The sequence below is a fragment of the Aeromonas finlandensis genome (assembly GCF_000764645.1).
GTDB classification, from domain to species: Bacteria; Pseudomonadota; Gammaproteobacteria; order Enterobacterales; family Aeromonadaceae; genus Aeromonas; species Aeromonas finlandensis.
Genome location: NZ_JRGK01000048.1, coordinates 1 through 14,917 on the forward strand (window position 1 = coordinate 1; position 14,917 = coordinate 14,917).

Genomic DNA, 14,917 nt, shown 5'->3' on the forward strand with positions numbered 1-14,917 from the left:
CACTGTGCGGGCGTCTTTACATGGTTTTTTCAGCAAGCAATAACGGGTATTTCATTTTTTCCCTTTCTCTTCTGCGCTATAACAAAACAGCAAGGAATGATGAGAGGAAGTAGATGGAACAGCTCGAAATATTCCCGCTGCAGAGCCCCTGCATCGGGGTCTGTGAAGTAAACAACAAAGGCTACTGCAAGGGGTGCCTGCGCAATCGCGAGGAGCGTTTCAACTGGCTCACCATGACCCCTGCCCAGCAACAAGAGGTGATGCGCCTGTGCCGCAACCGCAAGGCGCGGGTCGACGCTGCCCGCCGCAAGGCACAGGAAGGGGCCCCCAACGAGCCGCAAGCACAGCCCGGCTGGGATTTTTAAGCGCCTCCCATAGGGCCCCCTACTCCCCGATACCCACCCCCGCGACCCGCGCCAGTTCGCTAAACGCCACAAACAGATGATAAAACGTGCTGGCTGGCGCATGAGAGGTCAGCGGCGTCCCCTCGCTATCCACTTGGTCAATCCACTGTCCGGGCTTCGCGGGCAACAGGTAGTAGTGGAAGATCCGCGCAACCACTTCGCTGATCTGGCAGGCGGTAGCCTCATCCCCCTGCTGCTCATAGGCCGCCAGGAGCGCTTTCAAATGTTCGGTCTGGCACCAGAGCCGGCTGGTATCGCGATAGGGTTGCCCATCATCGGTCAGCTCATCGATCACCAGCCCGGTTTGCCCGTGACCGTGGCGGATGGCAAAGCGGGTCAATATCCCGATCGCCTCGTCAATCTCGGTGCTGGTTGGCCCAATTTCCCAGTTGCTGGCAAGGGTCCGGTAGCGCGCCAGCAGCCAGCACCACTCGTAGTGATGGCCGGGGTCGATGAGCCGGGAGTCGGCATGACGCGCCAGCAGCGCATCGTCGAAAAACTCGCGCAGTAACCCGGGTTCCAGAAAACGCTGACGAAACAACCGATACAGCGCGGTTGCCCGCTGCTGCCATATCACATCATCAAAGCTGTCTGCCGCCACCAGCAACGCCTCGAACAGATGCATATGGGGATTTTGGCTGCGCAGTGGGCCAGATGGCCAACTGGAGTGAAATCCGCCGTGCAGCGGGTCCGCAAAGAGTTGCTCAATGGCCTGATAGCGCGACTCGGCCTGTTGCTGCCAGCGTGGATCGCCACTGAGACGATAGAGCCAGCACTCCGCCAGCAGGGCAAATGCGTATTCATAGCTGCAGATTGATGCGTCAGCAATCGACCCATCCCGGTTAATGGAGAAAACGCCATGCCCGGCCCCATCGTCAAAATGGGCCATACCGACCCGAGCAGCTTGCTCGGCAAGGGTGTGCCCGTCATACCACCCCAGCAGGGTGGCATGGCTGAACACATAGATCTGGCGGCTCTGTACCCGAAAACGGGTCGGCTGCCACAAAGGCTGGCCAGCACTATCCAATCCCTCGGCAAACAGCCCACGCTCGGGGTCAACCCCCTGCGCACCCCACCGGGGCAGCGCCTCGGAGACCAACCAGCGATGGCAGCGCTGCGCGGCCTCAGTCACCTCGATATGCATACATTACCTCTCGCAACAGCGATAAAAAGGGAGAGCCAGGCTCTCCCATTGTTGACCAAATGGCCTTGACCCCATCAGAACAGACCGATGGCGACCCCGACAAAGGCCAGCACCAGCAGCCCGAGCATCGCCTTGACCGGCGAGACGTTGCGCTTGGCCATCAGATACCAGGTCCCCAGCACCACCACCAGCGGCATCAGTTTGGGGAAGATGCCATCCAGCATGCTCTGCACCTGGATATTGACCCCGTCCGAGGTGACAAAATCGAGTCCGGTCGAAAGGTTGACATAACTGGCCGCCACCCCGCCCATCACAAAGACCCCGAGCAGGGAGAGCGCCTCGCGCAGCTTGGCCGACTCGGAACTGACCAGAGACTCCACCGAACCGGTGCCCAGCTTGTAGCCCTTCATAAACAACATGTAGGAGCCGGTAATGGCGATCGCGTTGAAGCTGATGATGTAAAACAGTGGCCCCAACACACTCCCCCCTGCCGCCAGCGCCATACCGATACTGAGCAAAATGGGCACCAGCATACCGGGGATCATGGAATCACCGATGCCAGCGATGGGGCCCATCAAGCCGACCTTGAGGGTATTGATGGTCTCACCGTCAATCTTCTCGCCATTGGCCCGCTTCTCTTCAAGCCCGACCGCCAGCCCGTTGATAATGGCGCCGATCTGGGGCTCGGTATTGTAGAAGGAGGCGTGGCGCTTCATCGCCTCCATGCGTTCCGCTTTGCCGGGATAGAGCTTTCTCAGCGCCGGCATCATGCCGAGGCAAAATCCGAACGATTCGAGTCGCTCGAAGCTCATTGAGGAGAGGTTGTACATCATCCACGAACGCCAGCAGGCGCGCAGATCCCCAGCGGTGAGAGCAACCGGCTGCTTGGCAGCCTGCTCCCCTGATTGCAGCTCTGTGTTCATCAGAATTCATCCTCGTCATCGGCAGGCACGGCACCGCGGGCGACGACCGCTTGCTTGGGTTCGGGTTTATAGCTGTAGTGAATGAGCGCCAGCAAGGCCCCAATCATCACCAGCCCCACCATGTTGAGCTTGAGAAAAACGATGCCGACAAACCCAACCAGGAAGTAGATCAGCATGCTGTTCTGCTTGATGATCTGCTTGAGCAGAATGGCAATGCCGACCGCAGGCAGAATGCCGCCCACCACCGTCATGGTGCGGATCACCAGCTCCGGCAGGCTGTTCATGAACCCTTCGATGTACTGGTTGCCAAAGTAGACGGCAATGAAGGTCGGCACGAAACGCAGCACAAAGTTGCTGGCCTGCGGGAAGATGGCGCTGTTGAGGTAAACACCCTGTTCATCGCCCTGCTCCAGCGCCACATCGGCCCTGTGGTTCCAGTAGGAGTTGAACACCATCATGAAGTTGAAGAGGATGGTCCCGGCGATGCCGATGGTGGCAGCAATCGCCACGGCAACCGACGGCTCCTTGCCCGACATGATGCCCAGCGCAATGGCCGGAAAGGCGACGAAGTTGAGATCCGCCGGCATGGAACCGCCCGGCGTCACCATGGCGATATAGACCGCCTGCACCGCCACCCCGATCAGGATCCCGGTCTGAATATCCCCCAGAATGGCACCGACCAGCATGCCCGAAACCAGCGGGCGGGTAATGGTGTACCAGCCACCGGTCAAACCCAGCAGCCAGGGGCTGCTGAGGGCACCGAGATAACAGAGTATCCCGATGAGTGTTGCTTCAAAAAACATGATGCCCTCCTCCCCTTATTTCAGCTTTTTCTGGGCATCTGCCCAGCTGTAGTGACTGGCATCCGGCACCAGTCGAAAATCGATCTCATGGCCCAGCGTTGTCAGGTAATCAAAGGCGGCTATCTCCTGCGCGGTCACCGATTGATTGGGCCCGATGGTCGTGGTGTGCTCTCGGGCACTCATGGGGCCGACGTTGATTTTGCCATTGAGATTATCAAGGGAGATCCCGGCGGCGCAGAGGCGCTGCAGGGTGACCGGCGACTTGCCAATCACGAAGTAGCGTTTGTCACTGGCAATCACCTTGGGCAACTTGGCAATGGCGGTCGCCACATCAAACAGCCACACCTTGGTGTCCGACACGGCCCCCGTCATCACCTGAGAGAGCAGCGGATCGGCCGCCACCTCATCATCGATCGCGACGATGCCGTCACAAGGAAGCTCTCTGGCCCAGCGGGTCACCAGCTGACCGTGGATCACCCGGTCGTCAATCCGTACAAATGAAATGGCCATCATGCTCTCCTAGAAGTTGTCATCTTGCGGATTTGTCACCGCCGGTGCGGCGATCACCATGGATTCCAGTGCCTGTGCCAGTAGCTGACGAGCCGCCTCGTGCACATCCGTTGCCGCCAGCCAGTCGGCGCTCATCAGCAACATGGGGAAGTTGACGCCGGTCACAATGGCAACCGGCTGTGGCCATGCGGGGTCAAATGCGAAGCGACATGCCACGTTATAGGGAGTGCCACACTCCATGTCGCACAGCACCAATACCCCGTCAGCCCCTGCGCCATGGCGGCGCAATGTCTGTTCAAACTCGGCACGAAAGGCCTCGATACCCCCCTCTTCGGTGAGAGAGACGGTCGCCACGGCAGGCAGCTCGCCGTAGACCATATTGGCGCTGGCCAGCAGGGCCGGCGCCAGTGAACCATGGGTTGCGATAAGGATCCTCAGCATCTCGGTTACCCCCTCACAAAGGCTTTGATGGTGGCAATGGTCTGCCCTTCACTCTCGCCACTCGGGCGGATGCGGTAACGGCCCACCGACGCCGGCACGATAAAGGTCTCGGCGTAGTGCACCACGAAGGGGGCGAAGGCGTTGTCCGGGCTCTCTACCGTTGCCTCCCGACCCTCTATCAGGTTGAGCACCTGCACGGTGCCGCCGGTATCGTGCTCTACCGGCACGCTGAACCAGTGGCGACGGGTCTCGATAAATTCCCGCTCGTGCAGACCGGTGCGCTCTTCACGCCACCCTTCCCCTTCGGCGATGGGCTCAATGCAATTGACCAGATTTCGCTCGGTCCAGTCGGTATCCCGATCCCACTGGATCACCTTGCTGCCATGTTCCAGATGGATGGGGCGCGGGATACCGTCGAGCCCGACCCTGCCCCAGTCCCACAACTTGAAGGTGAAGATGTAGGGGGTGGCACTGATCTCGAGCACCATGGCCCCCGCCCCCGAGCAGTGCACAGTCCCGGCCGGGATCAAAAAGTGGTCATGCTTGCGGGCCGGGAAGCGGTTGATGAAGCGCTCGTCGTCGAAGGGCTTCTCACCGCGCTGGGCGGCCGCCAGCTCCGCCAGCATCTCTTGCGGAGCAGTGCCATTGCGAGTGCCGAGATAGACGCAGGCATCGGGAGCCGCATCGAGCATGTAGTAGCTCTCGTCCTGGGTGTAGTGCATACCGAACTCCTGCTGGATATATTCGGTCAGCGGATGCACCTGCAGACTGAGGTGCTGCCCCTCCACCGTATCGAGGAAATCGAAGCGGATGGGGAACTCGGCGCCAAAACGGGCGTGAACCCGCTCACCCAGCAGCGGCCTGGGCTCACAGAGCACCAGGTTTTGCGAAGGGATCTCGACCCGGACCGAACCAAACCGGAGATAGAGGCTGTTCTCCTCAGGCACACAGTCAAAACACCAGGCATAGTTGGCGGGTGCCGGGTCGAGATCACACACTTGCTTCATCCACTGACCGCCCCACACACCGGGGTCAAAGAAGGGAACCACTCGAAACGGTTGGCGCGCCGCCTGATGCAGTGCGGCATGCAGTGCCACGCCCGTCACCAGTGTCGGTTTGCCCTTGATATTGGTATCGAGCAAGAAGTCGATGGTCGGTAATTGCGCCACCTTGTGACGATCAAACACCCGCCACTCGATAAAGAAGGCGCGTTTGTAGCGGCGCAGAATGTCCTCTTCCGTGTTATCCGCGCCCCAGTTGCCAATCTCTTTACGGCGCAGACGCTGCTGGATCTCCCAACGGGCCAGGTCGGCATAGACCCGCACATCCCCTTTCGTCACCAGGGAGGCGCCGCTGCCCATCACCACCACCAGCCCCTTGGTGATCCCTGCGACCTGCCGTTGCAGGTGGGCTAACGCCGCCGGGTCAAAAAACTCCACCATCTTGTGGGGGGCCATCACGCCAAATACCCGATCGTCGGTGATGAAGCGTTCAAGCATCTCCAGCACGGTGGGCTCGGGCAGACGTGCCTGCTCCACATCGATAAGCGTGTGGGGGCCAAGTTCCTCCAGCAGCTGAGTGCGCAGCTCAACCTGATCCACGCCGTGGTAGCAGTCGATCACCAGCACCACTTTCGCCCTGTCCTGCCCGTTCACTTTGGCCAGCAGGTGCCGGGCAATCGCGTCCCACCCCGCACAGGCGGCATCTTCATATCCGGCAACCGCAATCTCGGGATACTTGTCGTAATTGGATACATAACTCGAATGAATCATTGGCCTGCTCTCTCGCTGATATCTGCAAGAAAGATAAATCGATTAACCCGTTAACCCCAACCTGATAAACAAGATTAACCTCAAAGAATCGACTGTTCGCTCACCACTTGGCGGGTTATTTGTGACCAATGACTCACTTTTATTAATGTCAAATCAATCAGCAAGGTTAATCGATATACCCTTGCTCTCATTACCACGACAGGAGACACCTCATGAGCAATGTGACCGTTGCCGATATTGCCCGCCATCTGGGGGTATCTACCGCGACCGTCTCCATGACCCTGCGCAACAAGGGACGGATTTCGGAACATACCCGCCAGCGGGTACTCAAGGCGATCGATGAACTCGGCTATGTCTACAACCAGACCGCCGCCAATCTGCGCAACAAGAGCAGCAATCAGGTGGGGCTGCTACTGCATGACATCACCAACCCCTTCTATGCGGAGATGACGGCGGGCCTCAGCCGGGAGATGGAGCATCACGATCTGATGCTGTTTCTTGCCAACAGCGAGGAGTCAGCAGCAAGGCAGCAACAGTTTATGGACTCGCTGCAGCGCAACAGCGCTGCAGGCATGGTGATCTGCGCCGCCCAGCCTACCCCCCACAGCTTTTTCGAGAGCCTGCAACGACGCCATATGCCCACCATTCTGGTGGTGCGGCCGGTGCCGGATGTGGCGATCGACTTCGTCGGCACCGACAACTTTCTCGGTTGCCAGCTGGCAACCGAGCATCTGATCCGCCTTGGCCACCGCCACATCGCATTTATTGGGGGGGCAACCACCTCCATCAGCCGCTCCCAGCGCCTCGGTGGCTATATGAGCAAGTTGCTCGAACACGGCATCACTGCCAAACCGGAGTGGATCATCAGCTGCGGCGCCAGCCGGGTGGAAGGCACCCTCGCGATGACAACACTGCTGGAGCAGCATCCGGAGGTCACCGCTGCCGTCTGTTATCAAGACATAGTGGCACTGGGCGCCATGCTGGCGTTGCGCAAACAGGAGCGGCGAATTGGTCAGGATTTTGCGCTGGTCGGGTTTGACGATATTCCGGAAACCGCGCTGGTAGAGCCCGCCCTGACGACGGTGTCGGTGGCGGCGCGGGAGATTGGCCGCAAGGCGGGTGAGCTGCTGCTCGAGCGGATTGCCGGCAATGACGAACCGGCCAAGAGCATCATCTTGCCCCCCTCCCTGGTGGTGCGCCAATCCTGCGGCAGCCGCTAACGGGGTCGCTCACGACCCCTGCTGGCTGATGGTTAGGTAATTGAAGCGCTCACCTCGCTGCTCATCACACTGCTCACAATACAAGGCTCCCCCTCCTTCCCTGCGACCACCCGCAGGCCAAACCCCCGCTCTGCCATCAGCCGGTAATCATGACCGGCAATGGCAGGCCAGACCGCCAGTGCAGAGAGCCGGGTCTCGCCGGTATTGATCAGCCGGTGGGCCACGTGACCCGGGATATGGTGGACACTGCCGGGGAACACCTGCTCAAGCCGACAGACGCCAGCCATATCCTGCAACAGCAGCAAGCCGGTCCCGCACAACCCGAAGTAGTACTCCGCCTGCTCGGCCCGGGCATGGATATGACCGCGGGTCATAAAAAACTCGCTCCCTATCCTGCCAGCCTCAAGATGGGTGACGCCCATGTTGAGATCCCCCTCCACGCCACTGCTGGGCAACATCGCCACACGATAGAGCACAGTTTGCGGATCAACCTCCGCTTCAGCCGCCGGATCGGCAAACAAGCCATGCAGATCAGCCAACCTTGTACTCTTTTCCACCAGTTCGGCACCGGACAAACGGCCAGTCGCAAAATCCACCATGGGCGGGATCATCAGCTTCATCATCATCTACTCCTCAGTGACGCTTTATCAGATGGCGCATCTGCGCCTCGCCAGAACAAGCTAAAAGGTTAATCCATTAACCACAAGCATCATCGCTGCTGCCCACATCACGATTTGGACAACAAAAAAGCGGCCCGAGGGCCGCCTTGTCTTCAATGGGATGTGATTGCATTACACCACTCAGGCTGTCGCCAGCTTGGCTTGCGCTTCCGCGCGCTTGAGCATGGCGTAGGAGACACCGGTCAGCAGCGAGCCTGCCGCAATCGCCACGATATACATCATGACGTTGCTGATGGCGTGCGGGATGAACAGCACGAACAGGCCGCCGTGGGGTGCCATCAGCTCACAGCCGAACAGCATGGAGAGCGCACCGGTCAGGGCGCCGCCTACCATACAGGCCGGGATGACGCGCATCGGATCCTTGGCGGCAAACGGAATGGCCCCCTCGGAGATAAAGCACAGACCCAGCACGAAGGAGGCTTTGCCCGCTTCCTGCTCCGCCTTGATGAACTTGGTGCGGGCCAGGAAGGTGGCGATACCCATCCCCAGTGCCGGTACCATACCGGCGGCCATCACCGCCGCCATCGGGGCGTAGGTTTTGGAGGCCAGCAGGCCAACACCGAAGGCGTAAGCTGCCTTGTTGACCGGGCCACCCATGTCGAAGCACATCATGGCGCCGATGATGACACCCAGCAGCACCGCGTTGGCAGAGCCCATGTTGTTAAGGAAGGTGGTCATGGCATTCATGATGCCAGCCACCGGGCCACCCACCACGTAGATCATCACCAGACCGGTAAAGAGGCTGGCCACCAACGGAATGATCAGGATGGGCTTGAGCGCTTCCAGGGTAGTCGGCAGGCGCACCTTGTCGCTCAGGTACTTGGCGCTGTAACCGGCCAGAAAACCGGCCACAATACCACCGAGGAAACCGGCGCCCAGCGAGCTTGCCAGCATACCGCCGATCATGCCGGGAGCGAGACCCGGACGGTCAGCGATGGAGTAGGCAATGTAACCGGCCAGCACCGGGATCATCAGGGCAAAGGCGGAACCACCACCGATCTTCATCAGGGCCGCAGCCAAAGTGCCTTCTACCTTGAACGCTTCAATCCCGAATACGAACGAGAGCGCGATGATGAGACCGCCCGCCACCACCATCGGCAGCATAAAAGAGACGCCAGTCAGCAGGTGCTTGTAGGGGCCTGCTTTTTCCTCTTTCTTGGGCTGGCTGGCGCCGCTGTGGCGATAGAGTGTCGCCTCACTCCATGCCTTGTCGAGCTCGGCGCGGGTTTTCTTCAGCGCCGCACCTGTGCTGGTGCGATAGACCTGCTTGCCGTCAAAGCGCGCCATGTCCACTTCGATATCAGTGGCGAGGAACACCAGATCGGCGGCGGCAATCTCCTCGGCGGTCAGGGCATTCTGGGCACCGACCGAGCCTTGGGTCTCGACGCGGATCTGATAACCCAGCTGTTTGGCCATGGTCTCCAGCGCTTCTGCCGACATAAAGGTGTGGGCCACGCCGGTCGGGCACGCTGTCACCGCGACGATGCGCTTGCCAGCGGCGGCTGGTTTAGCTGCGGCGGGCGCAGCTTGATGGTGATAGACGCAGGCACCGCTGGTTGCGGCCTCCAGCAAGGCGGCCGGATCCTGCAGGGCGAGATCCATGCTCCCCTGATAGACCCGCTTGCCGTCATAGGCGACGAGATCCACCGGGGCACTGGCGACAACCAGCACCAGATCGGCCGCGGCAATCTGCTCCTTGCTCGGCACCTGGCGGGGTTGCACGCTGGAGCCGACGTCGAGAGTGAGTTCCCAGCCTGCCAGTTTGGCCTGCTGTTCTATCCGTTTTGCAGCGAGAAAGCTGGTGGCAATGCCCGCCGGGCAAGCCGTAACCAAAATTGCTTTCATTGGGCATCTCCTGAGTTTTCCATTGAGGGGGTATTGCATTGAACCGGTGCCAGCGCATCCAGACGCTGTACGCGCACCTGTTCAAGTAAAGGATTGAGCACACTGATATCGTTAAAGCCGACCGCCACCTGACTGACCGCCAGCGCCGAGACGGCGGTGGCCAGCCGCAGGGTCTGCTCCGGCGCCCAGCCAAGGCTCAGACCATGGGCAAGACCGGCCACCAGGGAATCGCCGGCACCGACCGTGCTGACCACCTGCATCCGTGGCGGAATCGCCTGCCAGACCGCATCCGGGGCAAACCAGATGAGGCCATCGGCGCCGTTGGAGATCACCACGTTGGGGATCCCGCTGGCCTGCAGCGCGCGGGCACACTCGGCCTGCTCGCTCAGGGTCTTGATGGGGCGGCCCGCCCACTGGCTCAGCTCTTCCAGATTGGGTTTGACCAGAGTCGGCGCCGCCTTGATCCCTTCGCTTAGGGCCGCGCCGCTGCAATCGAAGATCACCTGTTTGCCCTTGGCCTTGAGCAGGCGGATCAGATGGGCGCAGTAATCGGGGGCCACCCCTTTGGGCAGGCTGCCCGCCAGCACGAACCACTCCGCCTGCGATGCAAGCTCGTCAATCGCCTGCTCCAGCGCACTCACTTCCCCTTGCTGGATGGTGAGCCCCGGCAGGTTGAGATCGGTGACCCGACCGGACTGTTCGGAGATCTTGACGTTGATGCGGGTGCTGCCAGCGACACGGACGAAGTGATCCGCCAGCGCACGCTCTTCAAACAGGGAGACAAAGCTCTGCTGGTTATCGTCGCCAAGCCAGCCGGTGACGCCCACCTCGCGGCCCAGATCTTTGAGCACCATGGCAACGTTGATCCCCTTGCCCGCCGCGCGCAAATTGGCCTCGATGACCAGATTCACTTCACCCAGGCTCATCGCCTCGAGACGGGTGGTGAGATCAAGGGCCGGGTTGAGGGTGATGGTGACAATCTTCATCAGTGTGCCCCCTCGCCCAGACCGGCGGCGATCGCCTCACCGATCCCCTTGAGGGCGGCTTCGGCATCCGCCCCTTCGGCACGAAATGCCAGACGGTGACCGCATTTGACCCCAAGGCCGATCACCTTCATCAGGCTCTTGGCGGAGACCGCCTCGCCGCTGCCATCCAGATTGGCAACCCGTATGTCGGATGCAAACTCTTTGGCCACCTTGACCAGCATGGCGCCCGGGCGAGCATGCAGACCGTGGGGGTTGATGATGGTGAAGGTTTCAGAAAGACCGCTCGCTGGCCCCGCCTGCAGCATGGCCAACCCGTCGCTGCCCGCCAGCGTCGCCAGCTGATCGGCGGCGGCCAGTTTGGCCAGATTCTCAAGTTGCGGCAGATGGCCGCTATCGGCAGCGCACAGCAGCAGCATGGCGCTGACCGGCAGCTCCCCTGCGGTGAGTGCGCTGCTTGGGGTGGCCAGCACCCAGCCGGTCTGGGCCGCTTGCGTACGGGCCAGCCAGACGCCCTCCCCCAGATAGGCAGGTTCGCTTGCCAGCAGCGCCGTCACCATGGTGGCATCGCCCCAGCCCGCAGACTTGGCGCGGGCGGCCGCCCCCAGCAACAGCTGGTCGCGATCATCGGCCGGGAAGTCAGCCAGGGTCAGGTATTGCACCTCTTTGGCGGCAGTGGCACCGGTCAGGATGTTGATGATGGTGTCGGCATCGGTGGCCTCTCTTAATTGCGCGGCCGCCTGCTCGTCACCCAGCACATGGGTGAGCTGGCGCAAAATGCCCAGATGCTCGTCAGACTTGGCGGCAATCCCGATGGCGACGTAGGCGATCTGCCCCTCATCCCACTCGATGCCATTGGGGAACTGGGCCACCATGACGCCGGTGCTCTTCACCAGATGGCGGGTATCGGTGGTGCCGTGGGGAATGGCGATGCCGCTGCCAAGATAGGTGGCATGCTGTGCCTCGCGGGCCAGCATCCCATCCACATAGCCCGCTTCCACCAGACCGGCTTCGGTCAGTTTGCCTGCCAGCAGGGCAATGGCTTCCGCCTTGGTCGCCACCGACTGTCCCAGCAAGATCTGCTGCTGCGCCAACTTCAACATAGAAACTCTCCATCAGGTTCCGGCCTGGCCGGTAGATCACAATTGAACATTCGGGTAACTCGCCAGCTTACAATAGACACGATCGCGGCTAACTGTGATCGGGGCCCGATTTTCAGGCCGCTGGGTCTCTTCGTTGCTGACAGGCTGAATCGATTCACTTACACTCAGACTGAATCGTTTCAGCGAATTGATCAAGTACCCATAAAGAGTGCTTTTCAATGATATGATCCCGCGCACACTTTTCGGCGCCCTCACCCGGCAGTGACCGTGGGCCTTGCAACTCAAACAGAGCCAATATGATGAAACTGGATGAAATCGCCGCCCTCGCCGGTGTCTCGCGCACCACGGCCAGCTATGTGATCAATGGCAAGGCCGACCAATACCGCATCAGCCAGGCGACCCGTGACAAGGTGATGGCGGTGGTCACCGCCCACAACTACCAGCCGGACAGCCGCGCCGCCTCCCTGCGTGGCGGCCAGACCAAGACCCTGGGCTTTATCCTGCCCGACCTTGAGAACGCCAGTTACGCCAAGCTGGCCAAGCGCCTCGAACAGGGGGCGCGGGCGCAGGGTTATCAGCTGCTCATCGTCTGCTCGGAAGATGATCCCGCCACCGAAAAAGAGCTGGCCCAGATGCTGGTCAGCCGCCATGTGGATGCCCTGCTGGTGGCCAGCTGCCTGCCCCCCGACGATCCCTTCTATGGCACGTTGCAGGCGCAAGGGTGCCAGATCCTCGCCATCGACCGTGCCATGGCCGCCGACCAGTTCGTCACCGTCGCCAGTGAAAACGAGAAGGCGAGCTTTGATCTCACCACCTCCCTGCTCACCCCGACCCTGCGTCATATCGCCTTGATCACCGCGCTGCCAGCACTCACGATCAGTCAGGAGCGCAAGGCCGGTTTCGAGCAGGCGGTCGCCAGTCACAGCGCGGCTCGCCACCTGTGCGAAGGGGATCACTTCTCCCGCCTTGAGGGGTATCGCCTGATCAAACATCTGCACCAGCAGCTGGGCCAGCTGCCCGAGGCGCTGATCACCACCTCCTACATCCTGATGGAGGGAGTACTCGACTACCTGTTGGAACAAGAGATCGATATGAGCCAGCTCGCCATGGCCACCTTTGGCGACGATCGGCTGCTCGACTTCCTCCCCTTTGGCATCAACTCTCTGCCCCAGCAGCACGACGCGCTGGCGAGCCAGGCGCTGGCGCTGGCACTCAAGGCGGTCAATGGCGACTACCAGAGCGGTCTGCATTACGTCAGTCGCACCCTCAAGCGGCGCCGCTAAGCCGCCTGCGGCAATTGCTCACAACCGCACAGGCTGCCTGCACAAACTGCCTGCATGGGCAGCCTGTGCGGCTGCTCTTCTCAACGCCCACCTTTGCACGCGCCATTTTGACCAGCGGAAGATCGGCCAACCGGCCGACAGGGCTTGCTACCCCTGCTCAGGGCCCGTTTATCGGCCCATCGGCTCGCTATAAATTGAATTTATGGCTTTTGGCCATATGACCCTATTTTTACTTATGCCGAGCCATCCGGACCGATAGCGCCCTGCGTTGCCCTCTGTCGCCCCTTTCCAGCGCCTGCACCAACCCCCTCCGATCCAGAGGGCGCATCAACCGGATTGGCATCAACACCTCAAGCAGCACATTTTTTCGGCGCATAGCGCTGAGTGTCACCTTTTATTTCCACTTAAATGCCTGCAACAGCACAAGATCCGCTTTTTAGGGGTTGTTTCCGCTATTTCGATCCGTTAACGTGGCAACCATCTTTTACAGCTGACAGGTTTCAGGTACAGATGTTTCCACGCCGATATTGCTAGCCTCCGGCTTTTCCCCCGGAGGCGCCTCCCGACACAGCCAACTGGCTCTCTCTTGTTTGCAACATCTCCGCTCACTTTCGGATGGATAACATGAACACCAAAACCCTGGGTTGTACCCTGTTGATTGCCGGTACCACCATAGGCGCCGGGATGCTGGCCCTGCCGCTGGCCTCCTCCTCCCTCGGCGGCCCCGCCACTCTGATGCTGATGGTCGGCCTCTGGGCCCTGATGGCCTTCACCGCCATGCTGCAGGTAGAGGCCAGCCTCCACACCGGCAAGTGGTACCTGCACCAGCTGGCGGATCAGCTGCTCGGCCCCTGGGGCAAACGCATCGCCTCCTTCTGCATCCTGATGCTGTTCTACTCGCTGGCCTCCGCTTACATCAGCGGCGGCAGCAGCCTGCTGGCACAGGCGCTGGCGGATGCAGGCATGACCCTGACTCAGGAGCAGGCCGCCTGGGCCTTTACCCTGCTGTTTGGTGGCATGGTCTGCGTCGGCACCCGCTCGGTGGATTACCTCAACCGGCTGATGTTCACCGTGAAACTGGTGATCATGGTGGTGGTGCTGGCGCTGCTGCTGCCCCGCGCCGAAGGGCAGCACTTGCTCTCGATGCCGCTGGGTCAGGGCTTGTTGCTGGCGGGCCTGCCGGTGATCTTCACCTCGTTCGGCTTTCACGGCTCCATTCCGAGCGTGATGCTCTACCTTGGCGACTGCCCCAAGCAGCTGCGCCGGGTCTTTGTCTGGGGCTCTGCCCTGCCGCTGATCCTCTACGTGCTGTGGCAGGTGGCCATCCTCGGTCTGCTCGGCCAGCAAGCTCTGCTGCAAACCGGCGGGGCGCTGGACAGCCTGTTGGCCAATATCGGTCAACTGGTGAGCTGGCCCGCGTTTAATCAGGCAATGCATCTGTTTGCCGATCTGGCGCTCGCCACCTCCTTCCTCGGGGTGACGCTGGGGCTGTTCGACTTTATGGCCAAGGTGACCCGCCGCAAGGACAACTGGCAGGGCCGCAGCCAGACCGGCCTTATCACCTTCGTGCCGCCCCTGCTGTTTGCCCTCTACTTCCCGCAGGGCTTTATCATGGCGCTGGGCTACGCCGCCATTGCGCTGGCAATCCTCGCGGTACTGCTGCCGGTGGCGCTGGTGTGGCAGAGCCGCAAGCAGGCTCCTGCCCACCACTACCGCGCCCCGGGTGGCGTAGTGGCGCTGGGTCTTGCCGCCGCCATGGGGGTGCTGATCGTCGGTGTACAGGTCAGCGTCAGCCTTGGCATGCTG

14 protein-coding genes are annotated in these 14,917 nt (G+C 60.9%); 4 read left to right on the top strand and 10 right to left on the bottom strand.

Annotated elements, in window-relative coordinates:
* Positions 1–113: 113 nt before the first annotated feature.
* The gene (locus LD28_RS0106320; RefSeq protein WP_033136153.1) at positions 114–365 is read left to right on the top strand and encodes a DUF1289 domain-containing protein; all 252 of its coding nucleotides are present in this window, start codon (positions 114–116) and stop codon (positions 363–365) included.
* 19 nt (positions 366–384) lie between these two features.
* Here the strand turns inward: LD28_RS0106320 and LD28_RS0106325 are convergent, their stop codons facing one another.
* The 6 genes from LD28_RS0106325 to LD28_RS0106350 form a co-directional block, all read right to left on the bottom strand.
* A complete protein-coding gene (locus LD28_RS0106325; RefSeq protein WP_033136154.1) occupies positions 385–1,548 on the bottom strand; it encodes an AGE family epimerase/isomerase in 1,164 nt (387 codons plus the stop codon).
* Positions 1,549–1,622: 74 nt separating this feature from the next.
* Positions 1,623–2,471 carry a PTS system mannose/fructose/sorbose family transporter subunit IID gene (locus LD28_RS0106330; RefSeq protein WP_050514264.1) on the bottom strand — a complete coding sequence of 283 codons (849 nt, stop codon included), beginning with the start codon at positions 2,469–2,471 and terminating at the stop codon, positions 1,623–1,625.
* A complete protein-coding gene (locus LD28_RS0106335; protein WP_033136155.1) occupies positions 2,471–3,274 on the bottom strand; it encodes a PTS mannose/fructose/sorbose/N-acetylgalactosamine transporter subunit IIC in 804 nt (267 codons plus the stop codon). Before LD28_RS0106335 ends, LD28_RS0106330 begins: the two co-directional genes overlap by 1 nt.
* Positions 3,275–3,289: 15 nt before the next feature.
* Positions 3,290–3,784 (bottom strand): PTS sugar transporter subunit IIB, encoded by a 495-nt coding sequence (locus LD28_RS0106340; protein WP_033136156.1) that lies wholly within the window; start codon positions 3,782–3,784, stop codon positions 3,290–3,292.
* Between the two features lie 9 nt (positions 3,785–3,793).
* Positions 3,794–4,225: a PTS sugar transporter subunit IIA gene (locus LD28_RS0106345; protein ID WP_033136157.1), complete on the bottom strand. Its 432-nt coding sequence runs from the start codon at positions 4,223–4,225 to the stop codon at positions 3,794–3,796.
* A 5-nt stretch (positions 4,226–4,230) separates the two neighbouring features.
* Complete coding sequence (locus LD28_RS0106350; RefSeq protein ID WP_033136158.1) at positions 4,231–5,997, bottom strand: class I mannose-6-phosphate isomerase; 1,767 nt, start codon at positions 5,995–5,997, stop codon at positions 4,231–4,233.
* 212 nt (positions 5,998–6,209) lie between these two features.
* On the opposite strand from LD28_RS0106350, the gene LD28_RS0106355 reads away from it, so the two are divergent.
* Positions 6,210–7,217, top strand: coding sequence for a LacI family DNA-binding transcriptional regulator (locus LD28_RS0106355; protein WP_033136159.1), 1,008 nt, complete (start codon positions 6,210–6,212; stop codon positions 7,215–7,217).
* Positions 7,218–7,249: 32 nt separating this feature from the next.
* Here LD28_RS0106355 and LD28_RS0106360 read toward each other — a convergent pair whose 3' ends face one another.
* The 4 genes from LD28_RS0106360 to fruB form a co-directional block, all read right to left on the bottom strand.
* Complete coding sequence (locus LD28_RS0106360) at positions 7,250–7,843, bottom strand: glucose-6-phosphate isomerase family protein (RefSeq protein WP_033136160.1); 594 nt, start codon at positions 7,841–7,843, stop codon at positions 7,250–7,252.
* A 174-nt stretch (positions 7,844–8,017) separates the two neighbouring features.
* Complete coding sequence (gene fruA, locus LD28_RS0106365) at positions 8,018–9,742, bottom strand: PTS fructose transporter subunit IIBC (RefSeq protein WP_033136161.1); 1,725 nt, start codon at positions 9,740–9,742, stop codon at positions 8,018–8,020.
* Positions 9,739–10,728 (bottom strand): 1-phosphofructokinase, encoded by a 990-nt coding sequence (pfkB, locus tag LD28_RS0106370; protein ID WP_033136162.1) that lies wholly within the window; start codon positions 10,726–10,728, stop codon positions 9,739–9,741. The genes fruA and pfkB overlap by 4 nt, the downstream gene beginning before the upstream one ends.
* Positions 10,728–11,828 (bottom strand): fused PTS fructose transporter subunit IIA/HPr protein, encoded by a 1,101-nt coding sequence (gene fruB / locus LD28_RS0106375; protein ID WP_033136163.1) that lies wholly within the window; start codon positions 11,826–11,828, stop codon positions 10,728–10,730. Before fruB ends, pfkB begins: the two co-directional genes overlap by 1 nt.
* Positions 11,829–12,124: 296 nt before the next feature.
* Between fruB and cra the strand changes: the two genes are divergently transcribed.
* Positions 12,125–13,111 (top strand): catabolite repressor/activator, encoded by a 987-nt coding sequence (gene cra, locus LD28_RS0106380; RefSeq protein WP_033136164.1) that lies wholly within the window; start codon positions 12,125–12,127, stop codon positions 13,109–13,111.
* 624 nt (positions 13,112–13,735) lie between these two features.
* The coding region (locus LD28_RS0106385) for an aromatic amino acid transport family protein (protein WP_033136165.1) at positions 13,736–14,917 on the top strand (1,182 nt) is incomplete at its 3' end.